Source organism: Marinobacter gudaonensis (assembly GCF_900115175.1).
GTDB classification, from domain to species: domain Bacteria; phylum Pseudomonadota; class Gammaproteobacteria; order Pseudomonadales; family Oleiphilaceae; genus Marinobacter; species Marinobacter gudaonensis.
Genome location: NZ_FOYV01000001.1, coordinates 121,959 through 145,459, shown reverse-complemented (window position 1 = coordinate 145,459; position 23,501 = coordinate 121,959). Strand labels below are relative to the sequence as shown.

Here is a 23,501-nt window from a genome sequence, read left to right as displayed (position 1 = left end):
CAGCCCTTTACAGCCGATCGAACAGAGAAAGCTGGGACACCTGGGCAAACGACTGCTGCGCAGCCTGCAGGACAAAGCTCTGGAAACTCAGGTTGCTGATGGCTTCGGCGTAGTCCACATCCTGTAACTGGGAGCGTATCTCGTTGCTGTAGACCGAGGAATCCTCAAGAAACGTCTTGGTGGATTCAACGGCGTTCATGCGTCCGCCCAGCTCGGTCTGCTTCAGGATGATGCTCTCCTGGGCGTTATCCAGATTGATCAGGGAATTGGCGATCAGATCGTCGTACTGGGCCTGGCCCTGGGGCGTGGTCTTGTCAATGCTGTTCAGGCCGGCAATCAGGTTTTCGATAGTACCGAACACCGACTGCTTCTCGTTGATCTTCAAGGTAAAGACATCACCTGCCCCGGGCACGACGTCAGCGAGAGTCACTTCCATCCCGGCGACGTTAAATGGCTCACCGCTCTGGTAGGTGGGCGGGGTCACGGTCAACACATCGCCCTGGCTGTCAGTGGCAATGACGTTGCCACCGGCGTCAACTTCCAGAGTAATGTCGTCGGGGAACGAATTCGGATACTCGGCTGCAAGCGCGGCCTCGTTCACCAGGCTGACCCCGGAGATTGATGCGCCCGCAGTAGCCACGTTGGTGTGTTCACCGGTAATCGCAGCCGGTACCCGGACGAAGATATCCTTGCCGTTATCGCTGATGGGCACGGTCACACCATCGTCTATCTCCAGTACACGCTGGCCCTCGTCACCCTGGTAGCGCCAGCTTCCGGTCGCATCCTGCTCAAATGCCTTCACCGAGCCCTGGAATCCGCTGAAGATATATTCGCCTGAGGCATCCCGGGTGTTTGCAATGTTGGCCAGTTGCCCAAGGCGCTCCTGCAGTTCGGAGGAGATGGAGCGCCGGTCATTGGGAGAGAGCGATCCATTGCCAGCCTGAACGGTGAGCTCCCGAATGCGCTGAATCACATCGATGGAGCTGGAAAGCGCATTCTCTTCCTGTTTCAGTCGATTTTCGGCCAGATCCACATTGCGCTGGTAGGTCTCCACCCGCGACAGCTCCTGATTCAGTTTCAGGATACGGGCCGCGGCTACCGGATCGTCCGAGGGCTTGTTGACACGCTTGCCAGTGGAGATCTGTTGCTGGGTGTTATTCAGGCTGCTGTTCAGTTCCTGCAGCCGATTGATGCCGCCCGAAAAAATCTGTTGCGATGAAATCCTGATCATGTCAAATCACCTCACCAATTACCGGAAGCTCTGCAACAGCGTGTTAAACAGGTCCTGAGCGACGGACATCACCTGGGCCGAGGCGTTGTAGGCCGCCTGGTACTGGATCAGCCTGCCCGCTTCTTCATCCAGGTTGACACCCGACACCGATTCCCGCTGATTAGTCGACTGCTCAAGAAGGGTTTTGCCCGCGTCCACATCCAACTGGCTTTGACGGGTTTTCACCCCGATATCCTCAACCAGGCCCGCGTACCCTTCCGCAAAACTCTGGCTGCCGCCGTTCAGAGTGTTCGCGGTGCCCAGGGCCGCCAGCAGCTCGGCGTTGCGGTTGTCGGACACACCGTTGGTGTTGTACTCGATGGTGAAGGTATCTCCCACCGCGGGCTCGCCCGTCATGCGGAACTGGTAGCCCTGGTAGAGCGCGCCTGCAACCGCAGGGTCCTCCTCAAACAGGGTGTTGATCTGGTTCGGATCGTAATTGCCGCTGGCTACCACCGCGCCGGATGGCGGTGCCTCGGTTACCTGATACTGCAGGCCCGTGGGACCACCCGCCGTGAAGGACACCGTCAGGGGTCCGTTGGCAAGCTCTCCGGCGGTCTGGAAGCCCGGCAGCAAGGAGTTGGTAAACGGGTTACGAACATCCAGCATGGTGCCCTGGTCGATTTTGCCGGTGCCAATGTTGGCGTCACTGGCGGTGGCCCGTATCGGGCTGGCAAACGCCAGGTCCTCTTCCCGACTGACCACAAGACCGATGGCCTCTGCGGCATTGCGGCTGGGCTGGATCAGGAACTTGTCGCCGGCATTGAAGGTGCCGCCCTCCACCCGGATGTTAAAGCCCGGCATGCTGATCTCAGACTGCGGCGGATCCGGCAGACGACCCTGGTTCACGGTTCTACCGCTGGCCTGGTCAATCAGCTCGAAGTTGCGGCCATCGCCGCTGAACTGAAGCGTCCAACGACCGGCGGGCAAAGCCGAACTGTCTGTTATTTCCACGGCAAGCTGGCCCGTGGTGGTAATGGCATTGTTGCCATTGGGCACAACACGGCTGCGCTGGGCCTCCAGGGAATTGATGTCATTGAAGAAGGGGCCACCGAGGTCGCCTTCCAGATCCATTCCGATCTCATGCTGCTGGTTGATGGCGTCAGAGATGGCCAGGGCAATCCGCCCGAGTTCGTCGAATGCCGGCTTCAGCCCCTCATTGTCAAAACGCATCAGGCCACCGAGCTTGCCGCCGGTAATCTGTTCATCAATATTGAGCGTGCGGCCGCCATTAGTCAGGGTGAATTCCAGGCGGGTTGGGTCTTCGGCACTCTCCCGGGTGCCCAGGGTCGATGGGTCGCTGCCAACCACCAGGGCCAGACCGTTTGACAGTGACACGTTCACCTGGCTGCCTTCGGTGGGCGTTACCTTGATACTGACCAGCTCGGACAATTGACGAAGTTTCTCATCCCGCTTATCCAGCAGCTCGTTGGGCATCCGGCCCTGGGCAATGCCCGGTGATTCGGATATCGCCAGGTTCAACTCGGCAATGCTCTTGATCAGGGTATTGGCATCTTTAACGCCCTGCTGCATCTGTGTCTTGATGGACTCGCGCTGCTGGATGAATTCCTGATTGAGCGCCTGGAATCGATTGATCACCTGCTGGGCTTCGCTCAGCACAAGCTGGCGCTGGGGTAAAGACGTGGGATCCTCGGCGGCGTTCTGCAAACTGGCGAAGAAATTGTTCAGGGCATTGCTCAGCCCGGTGGTTTCGCCACCCAACAGGTTGTCGAGCCGGGACAACTCCGAGTTCAGCGCCTCCTGCTCCCCATACAGAGTGCTGTCCTCGCGCACCTGTTGCACCAGGAACTCGTTGGCCAGCCGGCGAATGTCGGACACGTTGACACCGCTGCCGATGGAACCGGCGCCCGTGCGCTGGCCTTCCTGGGTCTCGAACAGCACCTCCTGGCGGCTATAGCCAGGGGTGTTGGCGTTGGTAATGTTGTTACCGGTGGTGTTCAGTGCCGTCTGATGACTCAGAATGCCGGTCAGACCAATACCTATCAGCCCCGCCATATCGCTTACTCCTTCATTCCTTCACTGCCCAGGGACAGCGTCATCAGTGAATCACGGCCCATGATCTGTCGAATCTTGCTGCCGTATTCGGGGTCGGTTGCATAGCCGGCCTGCTGCAGCCTTTCGGCAAACACCTCAGGCTGGTCTGCTACCGCCAGCACCTCCCGGTACCGAGGGTTGGATTCCAGGAACGACACGTAATCACGGAAGCTGGCCTCATAGTCCGGATAGGCCCGGAAACTGGCCTGCTCTTTCATGGGCAGACCTTCCCGATATTCGGTTGTGGTGATGGATACCGCATCGCCCTGCCAGCGACGATCGGCCTTGATGCCGAACAGGTTGAAGCTGGGCTCGCCCTGTTCACCCCTGATCATGTGGCGTCCCCAGCCGGTTTCGAGCGCGGCCTGGGCAACCATCAACTTCGGATCAATGCCGGAGTCGCGGCTTATCCTCTGGGCCACGGGCAGCAACTCACGAACGAAGTGTTCCGGCGACTCGAAGCGTTCGGGGAATACCGCTGCCTCTTCAGTGGCCGCAGTTGACACCTGGTCCGCCATAGCGGTCACTTCCCGAACCTGCTCGGGCAGACGGATGGACAGCGCAGGAAGGCTGCGATCGTAATCCGCCAGCGTGGCCTTGTGCCCTGCCAGACGATCACCCTCCCCGTCCATGCCGGGAATCTGGCGACTGAGCTGCCGTACAAGCGCTTCGGCCAGACCACTGCCCTTGCCACCGGCCATGGTCAGGCTCATCTGGTTGTCGAACATGTCCCGGTAAAGCTCGGACTGGTTGCTGTTGAGGTAGTTGCCTTCGGCGAACACATCACCAGCCTTGCGCATAGACTTGAGCATTTCGGACAGGAACAGGCTCTCGAACTGGCGCGCCACTTCCCGAAGCGCCGCCTGCTTGTCAGTCCGGGCCTGGGCTTTGAGCGCGTTCAGGCCGTTGAAATCGGTATAGACCTGCGCCTGTTGAACCTTGTAATCCTGCATCATGCCACCTAGATCACGATCAGCTCGGCGCGCAATGCACCGGCCTGCTTGAGCGCCTCGAGAACGGCCATGACATCGCCGGGGGCGGCACCCACCTGGTTAACCGCCTGCACAATCTCATTGAGCGTGACCGCCGGGCCAAACTTGAACATGCGAGCCGGCTCCTCGGTAATGGCAATCTGGGTATCCTGCTCCAACGCGGTTTCACCCTCGGCGAACGGGTTGGGCTGCACCACTTCCGGGTTTTCCTGGATAGTGACGGTCAGGTTGCCGTGGGTCACCGCCGCGGGGCTGACTTCCACATTCTGGCCCACCACGATGGTGCCGGTGCGGCTGTTAATGACGACTTTCGCGGCCGCCTCAGCCGGATCCACTTCGATATTCTCCAGAATCGACAGGAAGCTGACGCGCTGTGACGGATCACGGGGTGCCCTGACCGAAACAGACGTAGCGTCGTGGGCGTAGGCCATATCCGGGCCCAGCTGGCCGTTGACCGCTTCAACCACCCGCCGGGCGGTTGTGAAATCCGGGCGCAGAAGGTTGAAGGTGATGGTGTCGCCCCGGGTGAATGGAGAGGAGACTTCACGCTCAACTGTGGCACCGTTGGGAATGCGGCCCACGCTCGGAATGTTCACGGTAATCCGGGAGCCATCCTGTCCCTGGGCGCCAAAGCCGCCCACCACCAGGCTGCCCTGGGCCATGGCATACACCTGGCCGTCGGCGCCCTTGAGCGAGGTCATCAGCAGGGTGCCCCCACGAAGGCTGTCAGCGTTCCCGATGGAGGACACGGTAATGTCTATTTCCTGGCCCGCCTTGGCGAACGGCGGAAGCGTGGCGCTCACGGTCACCGCCGCCACATTGGCCAGGTTCGGGTTCACTCCTTCGGGCAAAGTGACCCCGAACTGGTTCATCATGTTGCGAAACGTCTGGTTGGTGAATGGTGCCTTGTCGCCGGTGCCGTCCAGGCCAACCACCAGGCCGTAGCCAACCAGCTGGTTGTTGCGTACACCCTTGATCCTGGCCAGGTCTTTAAGACGATCGGCCATGACCGGTGCCGCCACCATGGTCAGAACCAGGACCCAGGCAAACAGTCTGCGAGCACTCATAGCGGCCACCACTCACTGTTGAAGAAGCGCGCCAGCCAGCCCATCTGGTTGGCCTGGTCAAAGTCACCGGTGCCGCCATAGGCAATGCGGGCATCGGCAATGCGGTTGGAGGCCACCGAATTGTCCGGCTGGATATCCTGGGGCCGAACCAGACCGGTCAGGCGGATGTACTCGTCGCCATTGGTCAGGGACAGCCATTTTTCACCGCGGATACGCAGCACGCCGTTGGGCAGCACTTCGGTCACCGTCACGGTAATGCTACCGGCCAGGCTGTTGCTCTGGTCCGCTTCCGCCGAACCCTCGAAATCCCGCTCGTGGTTCAGGGACGTGTTGATGCCGAAATTGCTCTTCCCGAGAATCGTGGGCTCAGGCAGCGTGATTTCGTTGTCCTTGGTAATGCTGGTCTCGGCATTCTTGCTGGCCCGGGTGGACTCCTGAAGCTGCACCGTCAGCACGTCGCCAACATTCAGTGCCACGGTATCGCCGTAGAAGTTGTAGTTACGGGATACCTGGTAGATGGAGCCGGAATCCGGGTCCCGCTGCATCATGGCCTGGGGCCGAACCGGGGCAAACTGCGGGTCGTCGGGAACCGCACGGGGGCGGCTCATGGCGGTACAGCCCTGCACCACAACCAGCAGGGCAATCACCGCCAGGCGCAGGCCCTGGCCGAGGGTCGGGTTGGAGGTCATTGGGTTCATGACATCACCTCAGGCGTCATCAGCCTATGTTGTTGGTAATGAACTGGAGCATCTGGTCGGTGGTCGAGACCACCTTCGAGTTCATCTCGTAGGCGCGCTGGGTGGTGATCATGTTCACCAGTTCCTCAACGACTTCCACGTTCGATGCCTCTACCGTGCCCTGCTCAATGCTGCCGAGGCCGGCCAGGCCCGCCTCGCCTTCGGCAGGATCACCGCTGGCGTTGGTGGCTTTGAACAGGTTGTTGCCGATGGCCTGCAGTCCCTGCGGGTTGATGAAGTCCACCAACGTGATCTGACCAAGGTTCACCGGCGCGGCCTGATCGTCCGTTACCGCAGTGACGGTGCCGTCCTTGCCGATGGTGATGTTGGTAGCGTTTTCCGGCACATTGATCGCCGGCTCCAGCGGATAGCCGTCCGGATTGACCACGTCACCGTCGGCGTTCAGCTGGAACTGACCGTCACGGGTGTAGGCAATCTGTCCGTCCGGCAGCTGCACCTGAAGGAAACCACGACCATTGATGGCCATATCCAGCGGCTGCTCCGTGATCTGCAGGTTGCCCTGGGTGAACTGCTTGGCGGTGCCAACAACCCGCACACCGGTACCCAGCTGCAGCCCGGAGGGCAGTTCGGTGTTCTGCGTTGTCAGACCACCCGGCTGCCGGTTGATCTGGTACAGAAGGTCCTGAAAAACCGCCCGGTCCCGCTTGAAGCCGGTGGTATTTACGTTCGCCAGGTTGTTGGAAATGGTGGACATGTTGGTGTCCTGAGCGCTCAACCCGGTTTTGCTGACCCAAAGTGCTGGATGCATGCTGTCTACTCCTTGCCGGTGGTCGTCAGGCGGCCAGAATTTGCCGCTTCAGGCCCGCCAGGCCAATGTCTTCAGTCGTTACTTAAAGGTTCTGCAACAGCCGTGCCGTTGCTTCGGAATTCTCGTTGGCAGTGGTCATTACCTTCACCTGCATCTCGTATTGGCGAGACAACTGCAGGTTGGAGATCATCTCTTCCACCGCATTCACGTTGGAGCTTTCAAGGAAGCCGGAAGCGACTCGCAGATTGGCGTCCGGCGGCTCCGGGCCATCCAGTGCCTGGTCAGGCTTGCGACGCATGTGGCCATCCAGGCCTTTCTCCAGAGCCTCCGGAGGCGGACTGACCAGTTTCAGGCGATCAACCTCCACCAGCTGGTCAGGCGGGCCGCCCACCGGCACAATCGACACCGTGCCATCGGCACCGATCTCGACATTGTCAAAGGGAGGAAGCGCCACCGGTCCGCCATTACCCAGGACCAGTTCGCCGTTGGCCAGCCGAACCAGACCGTTCACGTCGATCTGCAGGCTGCCGCTGCGGGTGAACACCTCTTCGCCCTGGTCGTTCTGGATGGCCAGCCAACCCTCGCCCTCAACCGCAACGTCCAGTTTTCGGCCGGTTTCCATCAGCGCACCCGCGGACAGATCCGTGCCGGGCCTTTCCGTCATGGCATAGGCGCGGGTCGGGTAATGCTCCCCGAACACAGGCATGCTTCGGGCCTGAGCAAAGTCTTTCTTGAAGCCGGTGGTACTGACGTTCGCCAGGTTGTTGGCGTGGGCCTGCTGGGCCAGCATATTCTGCTTGGCGCCAGACATACCGATGTAGAGGGCTTTGTCCATGGGAAAACTCCTGCCGGAATTTTGACTGTTTCCAGTCTTCCTGCAGGAGTCATGCCATGTTCGCTATGACGCTGGTTTTACGGCTGCGAGATTAGCGGAGGTTGATGATGGTCTGGGTGACCGCATCGGAGGTTTCAATGGTCTTGGCGTTGGCCTGGTAATTGCGCTGGGCAATGATCAGGTTTACGAGCTCAGACGACAGGTCCACGTTGGACTCCTCCACCGAGCTCGCCTTGATAGAGCCGAGCGTTCCGGTGTCGGGCGCGCCAATAATCGGCTGCCCGGATTCGAAGGTTTCCACCCAGGTGGTGTCGCCCACGGGATTCAGACCGTCGGTGTTATTGAAGGCCGCCAGCGCCACCTGTCCCAATGCCTGGGACTGCCCGTTGGTGTACCGGGCAAACAGAACGCCCTGGTCGGATACATCCAGGCCCGACAGCCGGCCGGTGGTGTAGCCATTCTGCTGCTGGTCGTTCACGCCAAACGCCGCGCCGTACTGGGTGGTGCCGCTGAGGTTGATCACAAAGGCCGAGGTGGTGGGCGGCTCGGGAATCGGAGTTACCACGGTCTCGCCCGGCGCAGGAGGACCATCTGCCCCATTGGGCTGGCCGCTGTCGTCCTTCGGAATCCAGTCGTCGATCAGAATCTCACCGCTCGGATCGCCGTTGATGGACTGCAGCGCGCCGTCTTGATCAAAACGGGCGGTAAACGGTGTCACATCCGTGCCGCCGACGAACTCACCGTCAATCTGCGCGTACACGGACCACTCGCTCACACCAACGCCGTTACCGGGCGACGGATTTTTTACGAAGAACTGGGTCAGCTCGTGGGAGTTGCCAAGGCTGTCATAGACAGTCGTCGATGTGGCGTGGTTATAGGTGCGCTGATCCAGAGGGTTGAACTCATTGGTCACCCGGATTGGCGATGCGTTGAAGGCAAGCTCGAAATCGTTGTCGGCGGTGGTGGATGTAACACCGGCAACCGACCGGTCGGCCGTGACGTTCACATCACCGTTCACGGTATCGGAATCGCTGTTGCCGTTACCGTCCGCAAAGCTGTAGCTGAGGGTTTCGCCCTGGTTATGAATCACCCGCAGAACATTGGTACCGCCGGAACCGGCCACAATGGAGGCGGAGATCGCGGTCTCGCTGGAGTTGTTGATCGAATCCACCAGGTCCTGCAGCGAGTTGATATTGGAGGTATCGAGAGTCAGGGGCGAACCGTTGATATCCAGACTGAAGGTAAAATTGCTGGCACCGCTGATGAAGGCGTCGTTCAGATCCTGGGCGCCGTCGAAGGTGACAGTCGTCGTTGCCGACGCGCTCATCCCCGGCGCGTTGTTGATCTCGGCCGCCGCTTCCCTCGCCGTCGAGGTTGCGGTCAGATCAACCGGAAAGTTCGGAGTGCCGTCCGTATATTGAACATCAAAGGTCTCACCGGAAATTGCACTGAAAGCCAGTGGCCCGATGTCCCGAACGCGGGTTTCGAGCACGCTCTGGCGCGAATCCAGGTTCAGATCGGAATCCAGGTTGGTGGTCCGCCTCGGCGCCAGGTTATCGGTCTCGATCTGCAGGTCGCCGCGAATGCCTGAGAGGTTGCCGTCTTCATCTGCGGTATAGCCCTGCACCCGCATGTTCTGGTTATTGATGACAAAGCCTTCCTTGTCGATCGAGAACTGGCCGGCGCGGGAGTAGCGAATTTCACCGCCATTATTGAGGATGAAGAAACCGTCGCCGCTGATGGCCATATCAAGGCCATTGTCGGTGAAGCTGATGTTGCCCTGACCGAACGACTGCTTGACAGCCTGAACCCGCACGCCATCACCAATCGGGTTGGTCCCGGCGCTGAGAAAGCCACTGGCGTAGAGATCGCCAAACTGGGCCTTGCTGCCCTTAAAGCCCACGGTGCTGGCGTTGGCAATGTTGTTGCCGGTGACGTCCAGATCCACCGATGCCGCGCGAAGGCCACTCAAACCTGTATTAAATGCCATGGTTAACCCCCTGGTGTATCACCGGACTCAGTTAATTTGTTTCACATCAGACAGGGCAATCGAGCCCATGCCTGCAAGATTCAGAGTTATGGAACCGCCCTGCCCCAGGGACACGCTGTCAACGTTCGCGCTCACCATGGTGCCCAGCTGCTGGGGACCATCGGGGTAGGAAGCCTCGGCAACAATCCGATAGGGACCTGGCGGCAAAGGATTGCCGTTACCGTCCTGGCCATCCCAGCGGAACGACACCACGCCCGCCTGGCTGCTGCCCATATCGATCTGCCGCACCCGCTCGCCGTTCTTGCCTTCAATCGACAGGCGAAGACCTCCGGTGGACGCCGGTACCTCGATGGTGCCGGTGATTTCACCTTCTGCGCCCAGGATGCCGAACTGGGAGGGTGCCAGAACCGACTTGCCCACCATGGCAGAGGCCTGTAGCGCCTGGGTGGAGCGGAACTGGCCCACCACATCCTCCACCGTACCGGACAGATTCTGCATCTCCTCCAGAGAGCTGAACTGGGCCAGCTGGGAGATGAACTCGCCGTTGTCCTGGGGCTCCAGGGGATTCTGATTCTTCAACTGCGCCAGCATGAGCTCCATGAACTCGTTACGGCCCAGTTCACTGGTACCGCTGCCTGTCTGCTTCTGCTGCGCCCGGTACTGGCTCAGAACATCCGACGCGTCTGTTGCATTTACTGCAGTCATGATTTGCTCCTCACCGAATTACTGCTGACCAAGCGTCAGAATGCGTTGCATCATGGACTTGGCGGTATTCATGACATCCACGTTCATCTGGAAGCTCCGGGACGACGACATCATGTCCGCCATTTCCTCCACCACGTTCACGTTCGGGTAGAACACGTAACCGTCCTCGTTCGCGGCCGGATGGTGGGGCTCGTAGCGCATCTGCAGCTCTTCCTGGCTCTCGACAATACCGTCCACACGCACGCCCGCTCCGGGGCCCTGATCGGCCGCCATCGGGAAGTTGCCCTGGCCCGGGTTCATCATCGACTGCTGGATGGCGGCAAATACCGGCTTGCGGGCCCGATAGGTGGTATCGGTGCTCGAGCTGGCGGTCTCTGCGTTGGCAATGTTGGATGCGGTGGTGTTCAGCCGCAGTGATTGCGCGGTCATGCCGGAACCGGCGATATCAAAAATGCTGCCCAGTGACATGAGAAATCTCCTTCGCTAATCCTGTGGCTTACTCGCCCTTCAGGGCCTTGGTCAGGCCGCTGAACTTGCTGTTCAAGAACTGAAAACTGGCCTGGAAATCCATCGCATTACGCATGAATCGGGTCTGCTCCTGCTGTGCATCCACCGTATTACCGTCCACAGAGGGCTGGTGCGGCACCCGGTAAAGCAGTTCGCCGTCAGCACCCGCGGTGGATGTATCCATATGCGCATCATGGGTTTTGCTCATATTGAATCCGCTCATGGACTCCTGGGCCTTCTGCATCATCGCCTGGAAATCAACATCCCTGGCCTTGAAGCCCGGGGTGTCGGCGTTTGCCAGGTTGTTTGCCAGCACTTCAGCGCGCTTCACACGGGCCTCCACTGCGTGCTGATGAATGCCCAGAGCGTTGTCGAAGGAAATTGCCATGTTGCCTCCAGATACTTCGTCAGCAGAGCGACTCAACATTGCCGCCTGCGTTTCATGACAGGATCAAAGCAAGGCGAATGCCAGAATTCGGAAAGTGGCTGAAAATAGCGGGGAGAGCGGTATTTGCGGGCGGGTTTCCGGCCGCTGGGCAACATCGGGCAGAACGAAGGACGCGAAAAAGCGGCAAGGAACTTCCCCCGAAGAAGGGGGAAATTCCGGCGATCAGGCTACGGCCACTGGCGGACGAACTCGGCCACCTCCGGGCGCGGAATGGCGGGCTTTGCCTGGGCCACCCGACCGGTGTAGAGAAAACCGACGATCTGCTCATGCTCCTCAAGGCCCAGCCCCTCCCGGACGGCAGCGTTGTAGGCAACGGCACCGGTACGCCACATGACGCCAAAACCCGCTTCCTGGAGCGCCAGCTGGACAAAACTCATGCCCACCGCGGCAGACATCACCTGCTCGATTTCCGGCACCTTCGGGTGAACCACCGGGGAGGCAATACCGACAATGATCATCGGGGCCCTGAGCGGCGCCCGACGCAGCTTTTCGATCTCTTTTTCGTCACTGTTGTTGGCACAGGTGGCAGCAAACAGCTGGCCCAGTTTCTCCAGGCCCTCACCCTGTACCACCAGATACCGCCAGGGGCGTAACAGAGCGTGGTCTGGAGCCCTGGCGGCACAGGCGAAGGCCTTCTCCAGGGTAGCGGCATCCGGAGCGGGCGCCTCCAGCCTGGGCTGCGAGGAACGGTTCAGCAGGAAATCAGTAACGGATGTCATAACGGCTCACTGTCAGGTGAATGAAAGAACGCACGCAGCCATCCCATGCCGGTGAATTGTGGCCCGTACGTAATGCTGTTAATCTTTAGTCGTAGTCGAGAACGCCAAACACTCGCCAATAACAAACAAAAAAGCTGACTCGCAGCGACTGTCTTACAACGAAGAGTGGCAACGCAATGAGCAATGAACAAACCTTCAACAGCTTTTCCGAATTCTACCCGTACTACCTTGAAGAACACAGCGATGCCATCTGTCGTCGTCTGCACTTTGCCGGCAGTCTGCTTGTGTTGATCGTGGGTGCCTGGGCACTGACCTCGGGCAAGTTCGTCTGGCTTTTGGCGTTGCCAGTCATCGGATACGGATTTGCCTGGGTAGGCCATTTCAAATTCGAGAAGAACCGCCCCGCGACTTTCAAATACCCACTGTACAGCCTCATGGGCGACTGGGTCATGTTCCGTGACATGCTGATCGGCAGGATTCGTTTCTGAAATGATGAGCGCGCCGCCTGATTTGCGCAACGCCAGCAGCTCCGCTGGCCGGGCGATGGCCATTGAAGGCGCCGGGAACCCGGTGGCCATTCCGCCCATGCCCGATTACAACGGCCGGATTCTCGCATACACGTCCACGGCGGCGATCATCGTCACGGGGGTACTGCAGAATGCCTTCGATTTCTGGCTGCTCTGGCTGGTTGCCGGTGCCCTCACCTGGCCACACATTGCCCACGCCCTGACACGACGGACGTTTCTGCGCAACTCACCACGCATCCGGCAGAAAATGCTGATAGTCGATTGCGTGATCGGTGGCGGTTTTATCGGGTGCATCGGCCTGATTGTCATACCCTCCCTGGCCGTTGCATTGATGCTCATGTTCAGTTGCCTGATCGTGGGCGGCATGCGGCAATGGTTCCTGGGCACCATGTTCATGATCGCCGCCATTGCAGTATCCGTGGCGATTCTTGGCCCGGCCCCGGGTCCCCACTCGCCGCTGCTGACCAGCATCGTCTCGATCCTGTCCACCGGCCTGTACATCTGCGTTACCGCCTACTATTCGCATCAGCAGGCACGGGCCCTGATGCTGGCCAAAACCCAGATCCAGAACCAGCGGGAACAGTCCATCGCCCTCTCCCACAAGCTTTCCAAATACCTGTCGCCCCAGGTCTGGCAGTCCATCTTCACCGGTGAGCGCGATGTGCGCCTGGAAACCCAGCGCAAGAAGCTCGCCGTGTTCTTCTCGGACATCAAGGGCTTTACCGAGCTCTCGGAAGAGATGGAGCCAGAGGCGCTCACCGAGCTGCTGAACCACTACTTCAACGAAATGTCGGAAGTGGCCCTCAAATACGGCGGCACCATCGACAAGTTCGTCGGCGATTCCATCATGGTGTTCTTCGGTGACCCTACCAGCCGTGGGCAGCGGGAAGACGCCTTTGCGTGTGTATCCATGGCCATTGAAATGCGCAAGCACATGAAGATCATGCGCCAGAAGTGGCGCAGCCAGGGCATCAAGACGCCCCTGGAAATTCGCATGGGCATCAGCACCGGCTATACCACCGTGGGCAATTTCGGCGCCGAAAACCGCATGGACTACACCATTATCGGCAAGGAAGTGAACCTGGCCAGCCGCCTGGAGTCACTGGCCCAGCCGGGCGAAATCCTCGTTTCCTACGAAACCTTCTCCCTGATCAAGGACAAGATCATGTGCCGGGACAAGGGCGAAATCACCGTGAAGGGCTTCGGCAAGCCGGTACCTATCTATGAGGTGGTCGACTTCCGGCGCGACATGGGTCCCCACCGGAGCTTCCTGGAGCACGAGCACAGTGGCTTTGCCATGTACCTGGATTCCGACAAGGTGACCGAGAAAGAACGCCAGTGCATCCTCTCGGCACTGGAAGACGCCGCAGATCGCCTGCGGCGCGAGGAAGACCTTTCCTGACCCTTACTGCCGGATCAGTCGTGGTCCGGCATCCTGCCCCGTTTCGGTACTGCGCCATGGATTGATGTCCAGCCCCCCGCGCCGGGTATAACGGGCGCACACCGTCAGAGATTCCGGCCGGCACCGGGCCATGATGTCCGTGAACACGGTCTCCACGCAGTGTTCGTGGAAATCCTGCTTCTGACGGAAACTGACCACATAACGCAGCAGGCCCGCCCGGTCGATCCGCGGCCCGGTATAGCTGACCAGCAACGTGGCCCAGTCCGGTTGGCCGGTCACCGGGCAGTTGCTTTTCAATAAATGCGAGCACAGTTGCTCGGTAACGACGGTACCGCCAGCAGACAGCGAATCAGGCGAGTACTCGTAGACCGGCTCGGTCACCGGCTCGTCATCAACCAGCTCGAACCCCGCCGGGCGGCCGATGGCCTCCCCGGACTCATCAACGCTGTGCAGGCGCACCTGCACCGACCCGCCACAGGCACTGGAAAGATCCTGCGCAATCACCTCGGCCACCTGCTCCCGGCTGGAATAAACCGCCTGGTTGAGGGAGTTCAGGTACAGCTTCAGGGATTTGGATTCGATAATGGCCGGCGATGCGGCCGGGAACACCAGCTCTGCCCAGGCTACCTCGGGTACGCCGCCGGGGCGAAGCCAGGACACTTCCCAGGCCTGCCAGAGATCCTCGCCAAACCAGGGCCAGCGACCATCCTCAAGACCGAGCCGCCGACGGTTTTCTTCCCTGGCAACGGGAAACAGCAGGCCCGGGTCATACCTGTCCGGATAATCGCTTGTCTTGCCAAGCGGCGCATCATTAAGTGCCATAGAAGGTCCTGAGGTCAGTGGCGAATACCCTTGCCACGCGCCAGCATCTTCAGGGAAATGAAGGCCAGGATGGCAATGAACACCAGAATCATACCAAGAGAAACGAAGGGATTGACGTCCGAGACACCAAGGATGCCATAACGGAACCCGTTGACCATGTACAGGATCGGATTCGCCATGGAAACCCCCTGCCAGAACGCCGGCAGCATATCGATGCTGTAGAACACGCCACCGAGATAGGTCAGCGGCGTAAGCACAAAGGTCGGCACGATGGAGATATCATCGAACTTGGTGGCCAGCATCGCGTTGATGAAACCGCCCAGAGAAAACAGCGCCGAGGTAAGGAATACCGTCAACACCATCATTGGAACGCTGTGAATGGATAACCGCGTGAATGCCAGGGACAGCAGGGTCACGATCAGGCCAATACCGAGCCCGCGCGCCATGCCGCCAGTCACATAGCCAGCCAGGATCACCCAGTTAGGCACCGGCGACACCAACAGCTCCTCGATACTGCGCTGAAACTTCATCGAAAAGAACGAAGACACCACGTTCGAGTAGGAATTGGTGATCACCGCCATCATGATCAGCCCCGGGACGATAAACGCCATATAGTCGAACCCGCCCATCTCACCGATGCGCGAACCGATCAGGTTGCCGAAGATGATAAAGTAGAGCGTCATGGTCACCGCCGGCGGCAACAGGGTCTGGGCCCAGATGCGGGTAAACCGGCGAATTTCACGAACCACGATCGTACTGAAGGCAGTCAATATGGCCTGTGGGCTCATGCGGCGCCCTCCATGGCCTTGCGACTCTCCGCCGCGTTCTCCTCCACCATGCGGATGAAGAGCTCCTCCAGCCGGTTGGCCTTGGTGCGCATGCTCACCACCTTGATGCCCAGTTGCTCAAGCTGCACGAATACCTGGTTCAAGCCCTGCCCTTTCTCCACGTCTACTTCCAGCGCGCCCTCGTCGTCCAGGCGGGTGGCAAATCCGGACAATTCCGGAGCGGTATCCAGCGGCTCTTCGGTATCGAGCACAAAGGTCTCCAGGCTAAGCTGCTGCAGCAGCGCCCGTTTGCTGGTGTGCTTGAGGATACGTCCGTGGTCGATGATGGCGATGTTGCGGCAAAGCGCTTCCGCCTCCTCAAGGTAGTGCGTGGTCAGGATAATGGTGGTGCCCTGGCGGTTGATCTCTTCCAGGAAGGTCCACATCGACCGGCGCAGCTCGATATCAACACCGGCGGTGGGTTCGTCCAGGATCAGCAGCCTGGGTTCGTGCACCAGGGCGCGGGCAATCATCAGGCGCCGCTTCATGCCACCGGACAACATGCGCGCCGGCGTATTCCGCTTCTCCCACAAGCCCAGCTTCTTCAGGTATTTCTCCGCCGACACCGATGCCTGCTTGAGCGGTATACCATAGTAACCCGCCTGGGTAGTCACAATGTCGAACACCTTCTCGAACTGGTTGAAGTTGAACTCCTGCGGCACCACACCGAGGTTCAGCTTGGCATCGGAAAGATGGGTATCAATGTCCTTGCCGAACACCCGGACCTTGCCCCCGGTTTTGTTCACCAGTGAACAGACAATACCCAGGGTGGTGGATTTACCCGCGCCATTGGGGCCAAGCAACGCAAAAAAGTCGCCCTCGGCGACGTTCAGATCAATCCCCTTCAGGGCCTGGAAGCCATCGCCATAGGCCTTGGTCAGGCCCTCAATTTCCAGTGCATTGGTCATAGACGATTCCGATCCTGCGGTGGGCAGGGGCCAGTCGGCCTGGCGCTCTGCCGGAATTTAGAATGCTATTTATTGTGACTGTCCCCGCAATTTCAAGGGGCTGGAGCCGAGAGCTTCGGGCTCGCCCCGCTTGCGGATCAATCATGGAAACTGCGACAGGAATCCCGATATGAGGCAATACCCGTCCCTATAATGCGGTTACAACAACTTACAAAAGACGCCGCAAACCGGTTCAGGCGTGCTGAAACGAGGGAATGTACGACACACCATGAGATCCGTTCACCGCTTCCAACTGACCTTGACCCTGGTAGGCACCCTGGTATTGGCTGGCTGTTTTGACGACAGCGGCGGCTCCGCTGCCGACGACACCCTCGCCGGCCGGCTGAATTTCAATGGCGTCAGTGGCCTGGGCTACCAGACTGCCAGCCAGTCCGGCACTACCACAGACAGCGGCGAATTCCGCTACTACCCGGGCGAAACCGTTGAATTCCGCGTAGGCGATCTGTCGTTGGCGCAGGGAATACCCGCCGGCCAATACGTCACCTTTCTCGAATTTTTTCCGGAGGTGCGAACAGCGCTGCAGGCACCCCTGGTCGACAGCGAGGGATTGAGCACCCACACGCTTAGGGAGCAGCAGTTGCTGCAAAACGTCCCGCTGAATAACCTCTCTCGATTGCTCATCGCCCTGAACTGGACCGAGAACATCGGCGAGGGCGAGGGTATCGAAATCCGCGAGCGGGTGATCAGGCAGCTCAACGCGGCCCTGCCGGGCCTGAGCTCGCCCATCGACTTCAACGTCAGTGAAGCGGAGTTTACCGCCGAGGGATCGAACGTGTCCCCGGCCAATCAGCTGCTGGCCGAGATCTGCTTCTACCCGGAAGACGATCCGCTGTGTCAGCCGCCCCCTACCCTCGAAGAAATTGACAACGCGCCGTCACGACCGCTGGATGAAAACGCCATCGACCCGGACGTGGTCTACAGCGAGGATCTCGCTGCTCTCCGTTCCCGCATCCTGGAGTCCGTGCGTACAGTGACAGAGATAGACAACGAAGCTGTGAAAACCTACCTCTCGCGGGAACTGAAAGCGATCACTACGGCAGTGGCGAATCGTTACTATCTGGATGAGGAAGTGGCCAGTGTTCCGGCGGGTGATACCGCCATTAAGTCCGTGGCCATCCGGAAGATCGGTGGTGACCTGGCCCTTGCCGAGCTGGAGGCCATCAGCACCCGCCCCCAGGATGTTCAGATACATGCGACAAACTGGCAAAGCGGCGAGGTGGAGTACTTTGTTGCGGGTCCTGCGGGCGGAGAATCAGAACTCCTGCTGAGCTTCCGCCCGGAGGACACCTATCGGTGGGTCCGCAAACAGCTGCGGGTGCTTATCCGTTAATCAGTCGTCCCAGGCCCCAGCGCGATTCAACGCCGGTTACATCGTACATGGCCGGGTCCATTCCCTCGGTGCCATGGGGCAGACATTCACGGATCTGGACCGCTTCGGCTGCGTCGCGGTCCTCGTTGTAGCGCGCCAGATCGATGATCTTCGCGGTTTTCAGGGGCCGTGCCTCGGCGTCTGTCATCACCATCACCCGGGGCCAGAGCCGGCGCTCCGGAGAGTGCGAAACCACGATTCCCCTCTGACCGTCCGTCAGCTCGACCAGACTCCCCGTTGGGTAGATACCAATCGCCTGGATGAAGTTCTCCACCAGATCTTCCTGAAACTCTATATTGCGCATCTCGTACAGGAGAGTCACCGCCTTGGCAGGGGTGAGCGGCTCGGAATGCTTGCGGGGGGCAATCAGCGACTCGAAGAACTCTGAAATACCAGCCACTTTGGCCAGCAGAGGAATCCGGTCACCCCGAATACCCTCGGGGAAACCCGAGCCGTTATGGCGCTCCCGATGGCACTGAACCACACTCAGTACCGCGCGTGAGAGCCCGCTGTCCTGCAGCATGGCAACACCCCGGTTGATGTAACCCCGGTAGGTTGTGTACTCCTCGGCGTTCAACTGCCCTTCCCGGGCGAGCATGTCCGCGGGCAGGCTGGTTTTTCCCACCTGAGACAGCAGGCAGCCAAGGCCCAGATGATTCAAAAGCCCTTCGTTCAGGCCAAGGTGACGCCCGCACACCAACGCCCAAACGGCAGTATTGAGGGCGTGCCGGTACAGATAGCTGTCATGGGCCCGGGTGCGGCTCAGCCACAGCAAGGCGTCCGGTTGCCGGATGACACTGCTCACCATCTTGCTGGTAATCGTGGCAATCGGCCGCAAGTCGGGCACGCCTTCGGATCGCAGGGTGTCGAACAGCTGACCCAACGCGTCTTCCACGTCATCCAGAAGGCGTTTGGACGTCTTAAGTTCCTTCTTGAGCGTCGTAACCGTCTCGTAGGTTACCGGCTCCCGAATGCTAAGGGGCGGCAGCTGCAGTTGCTCACGCCCACCGCGCCTGCCAGCCGCACGACCGAATACCGGTTTGCTGTTGCCCTTCACAGCCCGCGATTCGCGAATCTCGGCGACGTCGATCATCACCCACTTGCAGTGGGATACGAGTGCACGGATATCGTCCTGGGAGCGGATGTGAAAGCCCTGGATCGGGAAAGGCGTCTGGTGCCAAGGCCTGTCCAGATCGGACACGAACATGCCAACTTCCAGATCATGTACCGCCACTTTCTTTTGTTGGACACCCACGGGACCACCTCACGATATAGACGTTTCGATGGCTACCATTCTGACTCAACGCCCGGAAGACACAATTACAAATTCGTATCGAGGAGTAACCCAAAGGCCACAAAAGGTAACGCTAATATTCAGGAGGCAACAAAGTGTAGCAATGTGATGACCGTCACACTGGAACGTCAGAAAGTGTCACTCTGCGTCACATACGGAGTCGTCAAAGCGGGGCGGCTTTGCAATCAGGGACCCTCGCGGAGCCTTGCGCACATAGACGGTATAGGGCACTGCTGAGGCCCGGAGGTAATCCAGATTGCGGGCGTCATCACCCTGCCCTTCAGCGACCACCGCAGGCTCACAGGACACCAGAAGTTCCAGCTTACTGCCTACCCCGGCAATGCGAGCGGCGGGATCCTGGGGATTGATGGCCATGCATCGGAACCCGGGCGTTGCCGGTTGACCGGTGGCGGCTACGAGGTCCTGCCCCTTCTCTCCACAAGCGCGGATGCCGGTAGCACACTGCCCGGCCTGATCGTCATCCCCGTCCCTCAGGCGCCACACCCTGTCACTGCACTGGGTCTCCAGCTTGACCGAGGTTGCCCGGTTCCCGAGGAACCACCAGTCCGGATACTCGGCGGTCTGCCAGGAAAGGCGAACCTGCCTGGGTTCGCCAGAGGAGTTGGCAGCCGGAAACATAGCAAAATGGGAGTAGTAACTGGCACATCCGGACACTGACAACAGCACCAGGCATGCAGCCAGCGGCCTGGCCAGGAAGCTAGCTGACGGTCGTCTGGCCCCGGTTTTTTCAGATTTAAGGCGGGTTGGTCTGAGGACAGTCATCGAACGGGCGCATTCCCTGGCATCGGTAACAAACGCTTGTCATTATCCATGAAGAACCGGGGCAATCCGCCTATCAGTCACCATTTTCATCAAATTGCAGTCCGTAGCCGTCATTGGTTTTGCGGACAACGACCATCTGCAATGTCGGAGCTGGCACTGGCAGTCCCTGCACCTGAACCGTCACCCTGTCACCGATTTCCGGGGCAAAGGGCTCGGAATCGACGACAACAAAGACGCCGCCGTCGGAAATGTCACGGGTCGAGAAGACAAACTCGCCCAACTCCCCATGCACCACTTTCACTTTCGCACTCATGGCAGTGCGAATGTGCTCTCTTCGCTCAGTCCCGGACATCAATGGATCCCACTACTTTTTGCATAGTTTTTATGATCTTCCGAAGCATAGCACCATTTTGCTGAAAATATCCCAGAGGAGTTATTGACTACACCTGTAACACAAATGAGAATAGTTGCTGTTTTTAACAGCCTGTGCAATTCAATACAGGCCAAAGACACCGTAACGCCCTGAAAAGGACAAAACTATGCGTATGAAACTGGCAGTTACTGCCGCAATGGCCCTGAGCGCCCTTCCCCTGACAGCCTCCGCCGAGGGAGAGGTAAACATCTACTCCTACCGTCAGGCATACCTGCTTGAGCCCCTGCTCAATGCATTCGAGCAGGAAACCGGCATCAAGGCCAATGTGGTATTTGCCAAGCAGGGTCTGGCTGAACGCCTGGAGCGCGAAGGCCGCAACAGCCCGGCAGACGTGGTCATGACTGTGGACATCTCCCGCCTGAACGAGCTCGTTGAGCGCGACCTGGTTCAGCCGGTGGACAACGACGTGCTGGAAGAGAACATTCCGGAAAACCTGCGCCACCCAGAAGGCAAATGGTTCGCCCTGACCACCCGCGGACGTCTGATTTTCGTCTCCAAGGAGCGTGTTGAAGAAGGCGCGATCACCACCTACGAGCAACTGGCTGACGACAAATGGGAAGGTCGCATCTGCACCCGCAGCGGCAAGCACCCGTACAACATTGCCCTGTTCTCCTCAATGATCGCCCACCACGGCGAGGCGGAGACCGAGCAATGGCTCGAGGGCCTGAAGGACAACCTGGCGCGTAAACCCCAGGGCGGCGATCGTGACCAGATCAAGGCCATTGCCGAGGGCGTATGCGATGTCGCCATCGGTAACAGCTACTACTACGGCAACATGCTGCAGGATGAGAGCCAGCGCCCGATCGCCGAACAGGTTCGCCTGGTATTCCCGAACGCCGAGGGCCGTGGCACCCACGTCAACATCAGCGGCATCTCTCTGACAAACAGCGCCCCGAACCGGGAAAATGCCATCAAACTGATGGAATTCCTGTCCTCGCCGGAAGCCCAGCGCATCTACGCGGAAGCTAATACCGAATACCCGGCTAACCCGGCAGTGGAGCCCTCCGGTCTGGTCACCGAGTGGGGCGAGATCAACCCGGACAACCTGTCACTTCAGGAAATTGCCGATCATCGCAATGCAGCGGTGAAACTGGTTGACCGCGTCGACTACGACGGCGAGTGACCCACGGTTGGTGGGGGCGGGTTCGCCGCCCTCGCCTTCCGGGCAAACCGCCGGTGTCCTGCTGTCAGTCGTTGCAGGCGCCACGCGAGCTGTCTACAATCTGCCCCCTTGCTCGGGTAACCGCACGTTTTTAAAGACAGGAACATCATGACAGAGGCCGCAACCAGCACACATCCCGGGGTATCCCAACCCCTGCTGGCCAAACGCACCTCTGCCCGATGGCTGATCAGCGCTTTCATAACGACCGCCATCGTCGCCCTGCCTGTGCTGTCTGTCATTTTTCTGGCCTTCTTCCCGGAAGAGAACATCTGGCCTCACCTGATAAACACCACACTGCCGAGATACCTGACTACCACCGTGCAATTGATGATCGGGGTAGCCGTGATTACCCTGGTGGTTGGCCTGTCTTCGGCCTGGGCGGTCACCATGTGTGAATTTCCCGGCCGCAAGTTCTTCGAGTGGGCCATGCTGCTCCCCTTCGCCGTACCGGCCTATGTCATTGCCTATGTATACACCAGCCTTCTGGACTACGCCGGCCCCGTTCAGGGAGCACTCCGGGACTGGTTCGGCTGGACCAGCGCCGCAGACTACTGGTTCCCTGAGATACGGAGCCTGGAGGGCGCCACGTTGATGATCGGCCTGGTGGTATACCCTTATGTCTATCTGCTGGCCCGGGCCGCCTTTCTGGAGCAGTCGCCGTCACTGTTCGACGTCAGTCGAAGCCTGGGCCACTCTGCCATCAGCACCTTCTTCCGGGTGGTTCTGCCCATCGCCCGCCCGGCCATTGCCGTTGGGCTGTCGCTGGTGTTGATGGAAACCCTCAACGACTTCGGCACCGTTGATTTCTTCGCCGTCCAGACCCTCACAGCTGGCCTGTTCGATACCTGGATGAACCTGGGCAACCTGGGCGGCGCGGCCCAGATTGCCACCACCATGCTTATTTTCGTGGTGATTCTGGTGACCCTGGAGCGTTATTCCCGCCGGCGCCAGCAGCAGTACGCCGCCCGTGATAACCGTGAGCCGATACGCCGGTTCAAGATGTCTTTCGGCCGCCAGATGATCTGCCTCGCCGTATGCGCGGTTCCTGTGCTGCTGGGTTTTGTCATTCCCGGTGCGACGTTGGGCCTGTATGCCTGGGAGTATTTTGACGAGAGCTGGAATCCTGAGTTCGTCCGCAACACGTTCAACAGCCTGTTCCTCTCAAGCGCCGCCGCCCTGACCACCCTGCTGATTGGCATCACCCTGGCCTACAGTCGCCGGCTGCACAACACCCGGGGCATGCAGGTCCTGATGCGTCTCTCAAGCCTCGGTTACGCCATGCCCGGGGCCGTGCTTGCGGTTGGTGTAATCGTGCCTCTGGCGGGGTTTGATAACTGGCTGGACAGCCTGATGCGGGAGTTTTTTGGCATCAGCACCGGGCTGCTGTTGAGCGGCACTGCCTTCGCCCTGGTGTTTGCCTACACGGTACGGTTCCTGGCGGTGTCTGCCGGCAGCGTGGAAAGCGCCCTGCAGAAGATTACTCCCAGCATGGACATGGCTTCGCGCTCGCTTGGCCACACCCCCGGCAAGACCCTGGTGCGGGTGCACCTGCCCATGCTTCGGGGCACTCTGATAACGGCCGCCCTGGTGGTGTTCGTGGACTGTATGAAGGAGTTGCCGGCCACCCTGATTCTGAGGCCGTTCAATTTCGAGACCCTGGCCACCTACGTGTACCAGTTTGCCTCCGATGAGCGCCTTTTCCACAGCGCACTGCCAGCCCTGATCATTGTGCTTGCCGGCATTGTCCCCATCATTCTGATGAGCCGGTCGATCTCGAACAGCCGGTCAATTGCCTGAGCCTCCGGTTTCAGCAGGCTTTG

Annotated in this window: 23 protein-coding genes; 5 read left to right on the top strand and 18 right to left on the bottom strand. The window is 59.5% G+C overall.

What is annotated here, in order from left to right; genetic code table 11:
• Positions 1 to 7: 7 nt before the first annotated feature.
• The 12 genes from flgL to BM344_RS00680 all read right to left on the bottom strand — a co-directional run bounded on the left by flgL (position 8) and on the right by BM344_RS00680 (position 12,094).
• On the bottom strand, positions 8 to 1,231 hold the full coding sequence (gene flgL / locus BM344_RS00735; RefSeq protein ID WP_091984858.1) for a flagellar hook-associated protein FlgL: 1,224 nt from the start codon (positions 1,229 to 1,231) through the stop codon (positions 8 to 10).
• An 18-nt stretch (positions 1,232 to 1,249) separates the two neighbouring features.
• The gene (flgK, locus tag BM344_RS00730; RefSeq protein ID WP_091984855.1) at positions 1,250 to 3,286 is read right to left on the bottom strand and encodes a flagellar hook-associated protein FlgK; all 2,037 of its coding nucleotides are present in this window, start codon (positions 3,284 to 3,286) and stop codon (positions 1,250 to 1,252) included.
• Positions 3,287 to 3,291: 5 nt separating this feature from the next.
• Positions 3,292 to 4,278, bottom strand: coding sequence for a flagellar assembly peptidoglycan hydrolase FlgJ (gene flgJ / locus BM344_RS00725; protein ID WP_091990637.1), 987 nt, complete (start codon positions 4,276 to 4,278; stop codon positions 3,292 to 3,294).
• Positions 4,279 to 4,286: 8 nt separating this feature from the next.
• Positions 4,287 to 5,384 carry a flagellar basal body P-ring protein FlgI gene (locus BM344_RS00720; RefSeq protein WP_091984852.1) on the bottom strand — a complete coding sequence of 366 codons (1,098 nt, stop codon included), beginning with the start codon at positions 5,382 to 5,384 and terminating at the stop codon, positions 4,287 to 4,289.
• Positions 5,381 to 6,082 carry a flagellar basal body L-ring protein FlgH gene (gene flgH, locus BM344_RS00715; protein WP_407656785.1) on the bottom strand — a complete coding sequence of 234 codons (702 nt, stop codon included), beginning with the start codon at positions 6,080 to 6,082 and terminating at the stop codon, positions 5,381 to 5,383. Before flgH ends, BM344_RS00720 begins: the two co-directional genes overlap by 4 nt.
• Before the next feature lie 19 nt (positions 6,083 to 6,101).
• Positions 6,102 to 6,890: a flagellar basal-body rod protein FlgG gene (flgG, locus tag BM344_RS00710; protein ID WP_091984846.1), complete on the bottom strand. Its 789-nt coding sequence runs from the start codon at positions 6,888 to 6,890 to the stop codon at positions 6,102 to 6,104.
• An 82-nt stretch (positions 6,891 to 6,972) separates the two neighbouring features.
• Entirely contained in the window at positions 6,973 to 7,725 is a 753-nt protein-coding gene (locus tag BM344_RS00705) for a flagellar basal body rod protein FlgF (protein WP_091984844.1), read from the bottom strand.
• Between the two features lie 91 nt (positions 7,726 to 7,816).
• Complete coding sequence (locus BM344_RS00700; protein WP_091984841.1) at positions 7,817 to 9,715, bottom strand: flagellar hook protein FlgE; 1,899 nt, start codon at positions 9,713 to 9,715, stop codon at positions 7,817 to 7,819.
• Between the two features lie 27 nt (positions 9,716 to 9,742).
• Entirely contained in the window at positions 9,743 to 10,420 is a 678-nt protein-coding gene (locus BM344_RS00695; RefSeq protein ID WP_091984838.1) for a flagellar hook assembly protein FlgD, read from the bottom strand.
• 18 nt (positions 10,421 to 10,438) lie between these two features.
• Entirely contained in the window at positions 10,439 to 10,888 is a 450-nt protein-coding gene (flgC, locus tag BM344_RS00690; RefSeq protein WP_091984835.1) for a flagellar basal body rod protein FlgC, read from the bottom strand.
• 28 nt (positions 10,889 to 10,916) lie between these two features.
• Positions 10,917 to 11,315, bottom strand: coding sequence for a flagellar basal body rod protein FlgB (flgB, locus tag BM344_RS00685; protein ID WP_091984832.1), 399 nt, complete (start codon positions 11,313 to 11,315; stop codon positions 10,917 to 10,919).
• Positions 11,316 to 11,542: 227 nt separating this feature from the next.
• Positions 11,543 to 12,094 carry a nitroreductase family protein gene (locus BM344_RS00680; protein ID WP_091984829.1) on the bottom strand — a complete coding sequence of 184 codons (552 nt, stop codon included), beginning with the start codon at positions 12,092 to 12,094 and terminating at the stop codon, positions 11,543 to 11,545.
• 176 nt (positions 12,095 to 12,270) lie between these two features.
• Here BM344_RS00680 and BM344_RS00675 point away from each other — a divergent pair, with 176 nt between their 5' ends.
• Together BM344_RS00675 and BM344_RS00670 are read left to right on the top strand one after the other, a co-directional pair.
• Positions 12,271 to 12,582: an Mpo1-like protein gene (locus BM344_RS00675; protein WP_091984826.1), complete on the top strand. Its 312-nt coding sequence runs from the start codon at positions 12,271 to 12,273 to the stop codon at positions 12,580 to 12,582.
• Position 12,583: 1 nt separating this feature from the next.
• Positions 12,584 to 14,023, top strand: a complete 1,440-nt coding sequence (locus BM344_RS00670; RefSeq protein WP_091984823.1) for an adenylate/guanylate cyclase domain-containing protein — start codon at positions 12,584 to 12,586, stop codon at positions 14,021 to 14,023.
• A gap of 3 nt (positions 14,024 to 14,026) precedes the next feature.
• On the opposite strand, the gene queF is transcribed toward BM344_RS00670, so the two are convergent.
• From queF to BM344_RS00655, 3 genes are read right to left on the bottom strand one after another with little or no spacing between them, the layout of a single operon-like run.
• Positions 14,027 to 14,845: an NADPH-dependent 7-cyano-7-deazaguanine reductase QueF gene (gene queF / locus BM344_RS00665; RefSeq protein ID WP_091984820.1), complete on the bottom strand. Its 819-nt coding sequence runs from the start codon at positions 14,843 to 14,845 to the stop codon at positions 14,027 to 14,029.
• Positions 14,846 to 14,859: 14 nt separating this feature from the next.
• Positions 14,860 to 15,633 (bottom strand): ABC transporter permease, encoded by a 774-nt coding sequence (locus BM344_RS00660; RefSeq protein WP_091984817.1) that lies wholly within the window; start codon positions 15,631 to 15,633, stop codon positions 14,860 to 14,862.
• Positions 15,630 to 16,580 (bottom strand): ABC transporter ATP-binding protein, encoded by a 951-nt coding sequence (locus tag BM344_RS00655; RefSeq protein WP_091984814.1) that lies wholly within the window; start codon positions 16,578 to 16,580, stop codon positions 15,630 to 15,632. The genes BM344_RS00660 and BM344_RS00655 overlap by 4 nt, the downstream gene beginning before the upstream one ends.
• Before the next feature lie 268 nt (positions 16,581 to 16,848).
• Between BM344_RS00655 and BM344_RS00650 the strand changes: the two genes are divergently transcribed.
• Positions 16,849 to 17,970 (top strand): organic solvent ABC transporter permease, encoded by a 1,122-nt coding sequence (locus BM344_RS00650; protein WP_091984811.1) that lies wholly within the window; start codon positions 16,849 to 16,851, stop codon positions 17,968 to 17,970.
• On the opposite strand, the gene BM344_RS00645 is transcribed toward BM344_RS00650, so the two are convergent.
• From BM344_RS00645 to BM344_RS00635, 3 genes are all read right to left on the bottom strand, one after another.
• Positions 17,960 to 19,264, bottom strand: a complete 1,305-nt coding sequence (locus tag BM344_RS00645) for an HD-GYP domain-containing protein (protein WP_091984808.1) — start codon at positions 19,262 to 19,264, stop codon at positions 17,960 to 17,962. The two genes, BM344_RS00650 and BM344_RS00645, sit on opposite strands and share 11 nt — an antisense overlap.
• 177 nt (positions 19,265 to 19,441) lie before the next feature.
• Positions 19,442 to 19,978, bottom strand: coding sequence for a hypothetical protein (locus BM344_RS00640; protein WP_228143512.1), 537 nt, complete (start codon positions 19,976 to 19,978; stop codon positions 19,442 to 19,444).
• A 181-nt stretch (positions 19,979 to 20,159) separates the two neighbouring features.
• Positions 20,160 to 20,438, bottom strand: coding sequence for a PilZ domain-containing protein (locus BM344_RS00635; RefSeq protein ID WP_091984805.1), 279 nt, complete (start codon positions 20,436 to 20,438; stop codon positions 20,160 to 20,162).
• A 187-nt stretch (positions 20,439 to 20,625) separates the two neighbouring features.
• Here BM344_RS00635 and BM344_RS00630 point away from each other — a divergent pair, with 187 nt between their 5' ends.
• Together BM344_RS00630 and BM344_RS00625 are read left to right on the top strand one after the other, a co-directional pair.
• Positions 20,626 to 21,642: a Fe(3+) ABC transporter substrate-binding protein gene (locus BM344_RS00630; RefSeq protein ID WP_091984802.1), complete on the top strand. Its 1,017-nt coding sequence runs from the start codon at positions 20,626 to 20,628 to the stop codon at positions 21,640 to 21,642.
• A gap of 147 nt (positions 21,643 to 21,789) precedes the next feature.
• Positions 21,790 to 23,478: an ABC transporter permease gene (locus BM344_RS00625; RefSeq protein ID WP_091984799.1), complete on the top strand. Its 1,689-nt coding sequence runs from the start codon at positions 21,790 to 21,792 to the stop codon at positions 23,476 to 23,478.
• Positions 23,479 to 23,501 lie beyond the last annotated feature (23 nt).

Excerpts from the sequence above, each read along its gene's own strand:
- BM344_RS00695 (WP_091984838.1), bottom strand. The coding sequence starts at position 10,420 with ATGACTGCAGTAAATGCAACAGACGCGTCGGATGTTCTGAGCCAGTAC.
- flgC (WP_091984835.1), bottom strand. The coding sequence starts at position 10,888 with ATGTCACTGGGCAGCATTTTTGATATCGCCGGTTCCGGCATGACCGCG.
- BM344_RS00705 (WP_091984844.1), bottom strand. The coding sequence starts at position 7,725 with ATGGACAAAGCCCTCTACATCGGTATGTCTGGCGCCAAGCAGAATATG.
- BM344_RS00700 (WP_091984841.1), bottom strand. The coding sequence starts at position 9,715 with ATGGCATTTAATACAGGTTTGAGTGGCCTTCGCGCGGCATCGGTGGAT.
- flgG (WP_091984846.1), bottom strand. The coding sequence starts at position 6,890 with ATGCATCCAGCACTTTGGGTCAGCAAAACCGGGTTGAGCGCTCAGGAC.
- BM344_RS00635 (WP_091984805.1), bottom strand. The coding sequence starts at position 20,438 with ATGTCCGGGACTGAGCGAAGAGAGCACATTCGCACTGCCATGAGTGCG.
- queF (WP_091984820.1), bottom strand. The coding sequence starts at position 14,845 with ATGGCACTTAATGATGCGCCGCTTGGCAAGACAAGCGATTATCCGGAC.
- flgB (WP_091984832.1), bottom strand. The coding sequence starts at position 11,315 with ATGGCAATTTCCTTCGACAACGCTCTGGGCATTCATCAGCACGCAGTG.
- flgJ (WP_091990637.1), bottom strand. The coding sequence starts at position 4,278 with ATGCAGGATTACAAGGTTCAACAGGCGCAGGTCTATACCGATTTCAAC.
- BM344_RS00630 (WP_091984802.1), top strand. The coding sequence starts at position 20,626 with ATGCGTATGAAACTGGCAGTTACTGCCGCAATGGCCCTGAGCGCCCTT.
- BM344_RS00670 (WP_091984823.1), top strand. The coding sequence starts at position 12,584 with ATGATGAGCGCGCCGCCTGATTTGCGCAACGCCAGCAGCTCCGCTGGC.
- BM344_RS00625 (WP_091984799.1), top strand. The coding sequence starts at position 21,790 with ATGACAGAGGCCGCAACCAGCACACATCCCGGGGTATCCCAACCCCTG.
- BM344_RS00680 (WP_091984829.1), bottom strand. The coding sequence starts at position 12,094 with ATGACATCCGTTACTGATTTCCTGCTGAACCGTTCCTCGCAGCCCAGG.
- BM344_RS00655 (WP_091984814.1), bottom strand. The coding sequence starts at position 16,580 with ATGACCAATGCACTGGAAATTGAGGGCCTGACCAAGGCCTATGGCGAT.
- BM344_RS00660 (WP_091984817.1), bottom strand. The coding sequence starts at position 15,633 with ATGAGCCCACAGGCCATATTGACTGCCTTCAGTACGATCGTGGTTCGT.
- BM344_RS00650 (WP_091984811.1), top strand. The coding sequence starts at position 16,849 with ATGAGATCCGTTCACCGCTTCCAACTGACCTTGACCCTGGTAGGCACC.
- flgK (WP_091984855.1), bottom strand. The coding sequence starts at position 3,286 with ATGGCGGGGCTGATAGGTATTGGTCTGACCGGCATTCTGAGTCATCAG.
- BM344_RS00675 (WP_091984826.1), top strand. The coding sequence starts at position 12,271 with ATGAGCAATGAACAAACCTTCAACAGCTTTTCCGAATTCTACCCGTAC.
- flgH (WP_407656785.1), bottom strand. The coding sequence starts at position 6,082 with ATGAACCCAATGACCTCCAACCCGACCCTCGGCCAGGGCCTGCGCCTG.
- BM344_RS00720 (WP_091984852.1), bottom strand. The coding sequence starts at position 5,384 with ATGAGTGCTCGCAGACTGTTTGCCTGGGTCCTGGTTCTGACCATGGTG.
- flgL (WP_091984858.1), bottom strand. The coding sequence starts at position 1,231 with ATGATCAGGATTTCATCGCAACAGATTTTTTCGGGCGGCATCAATCGG.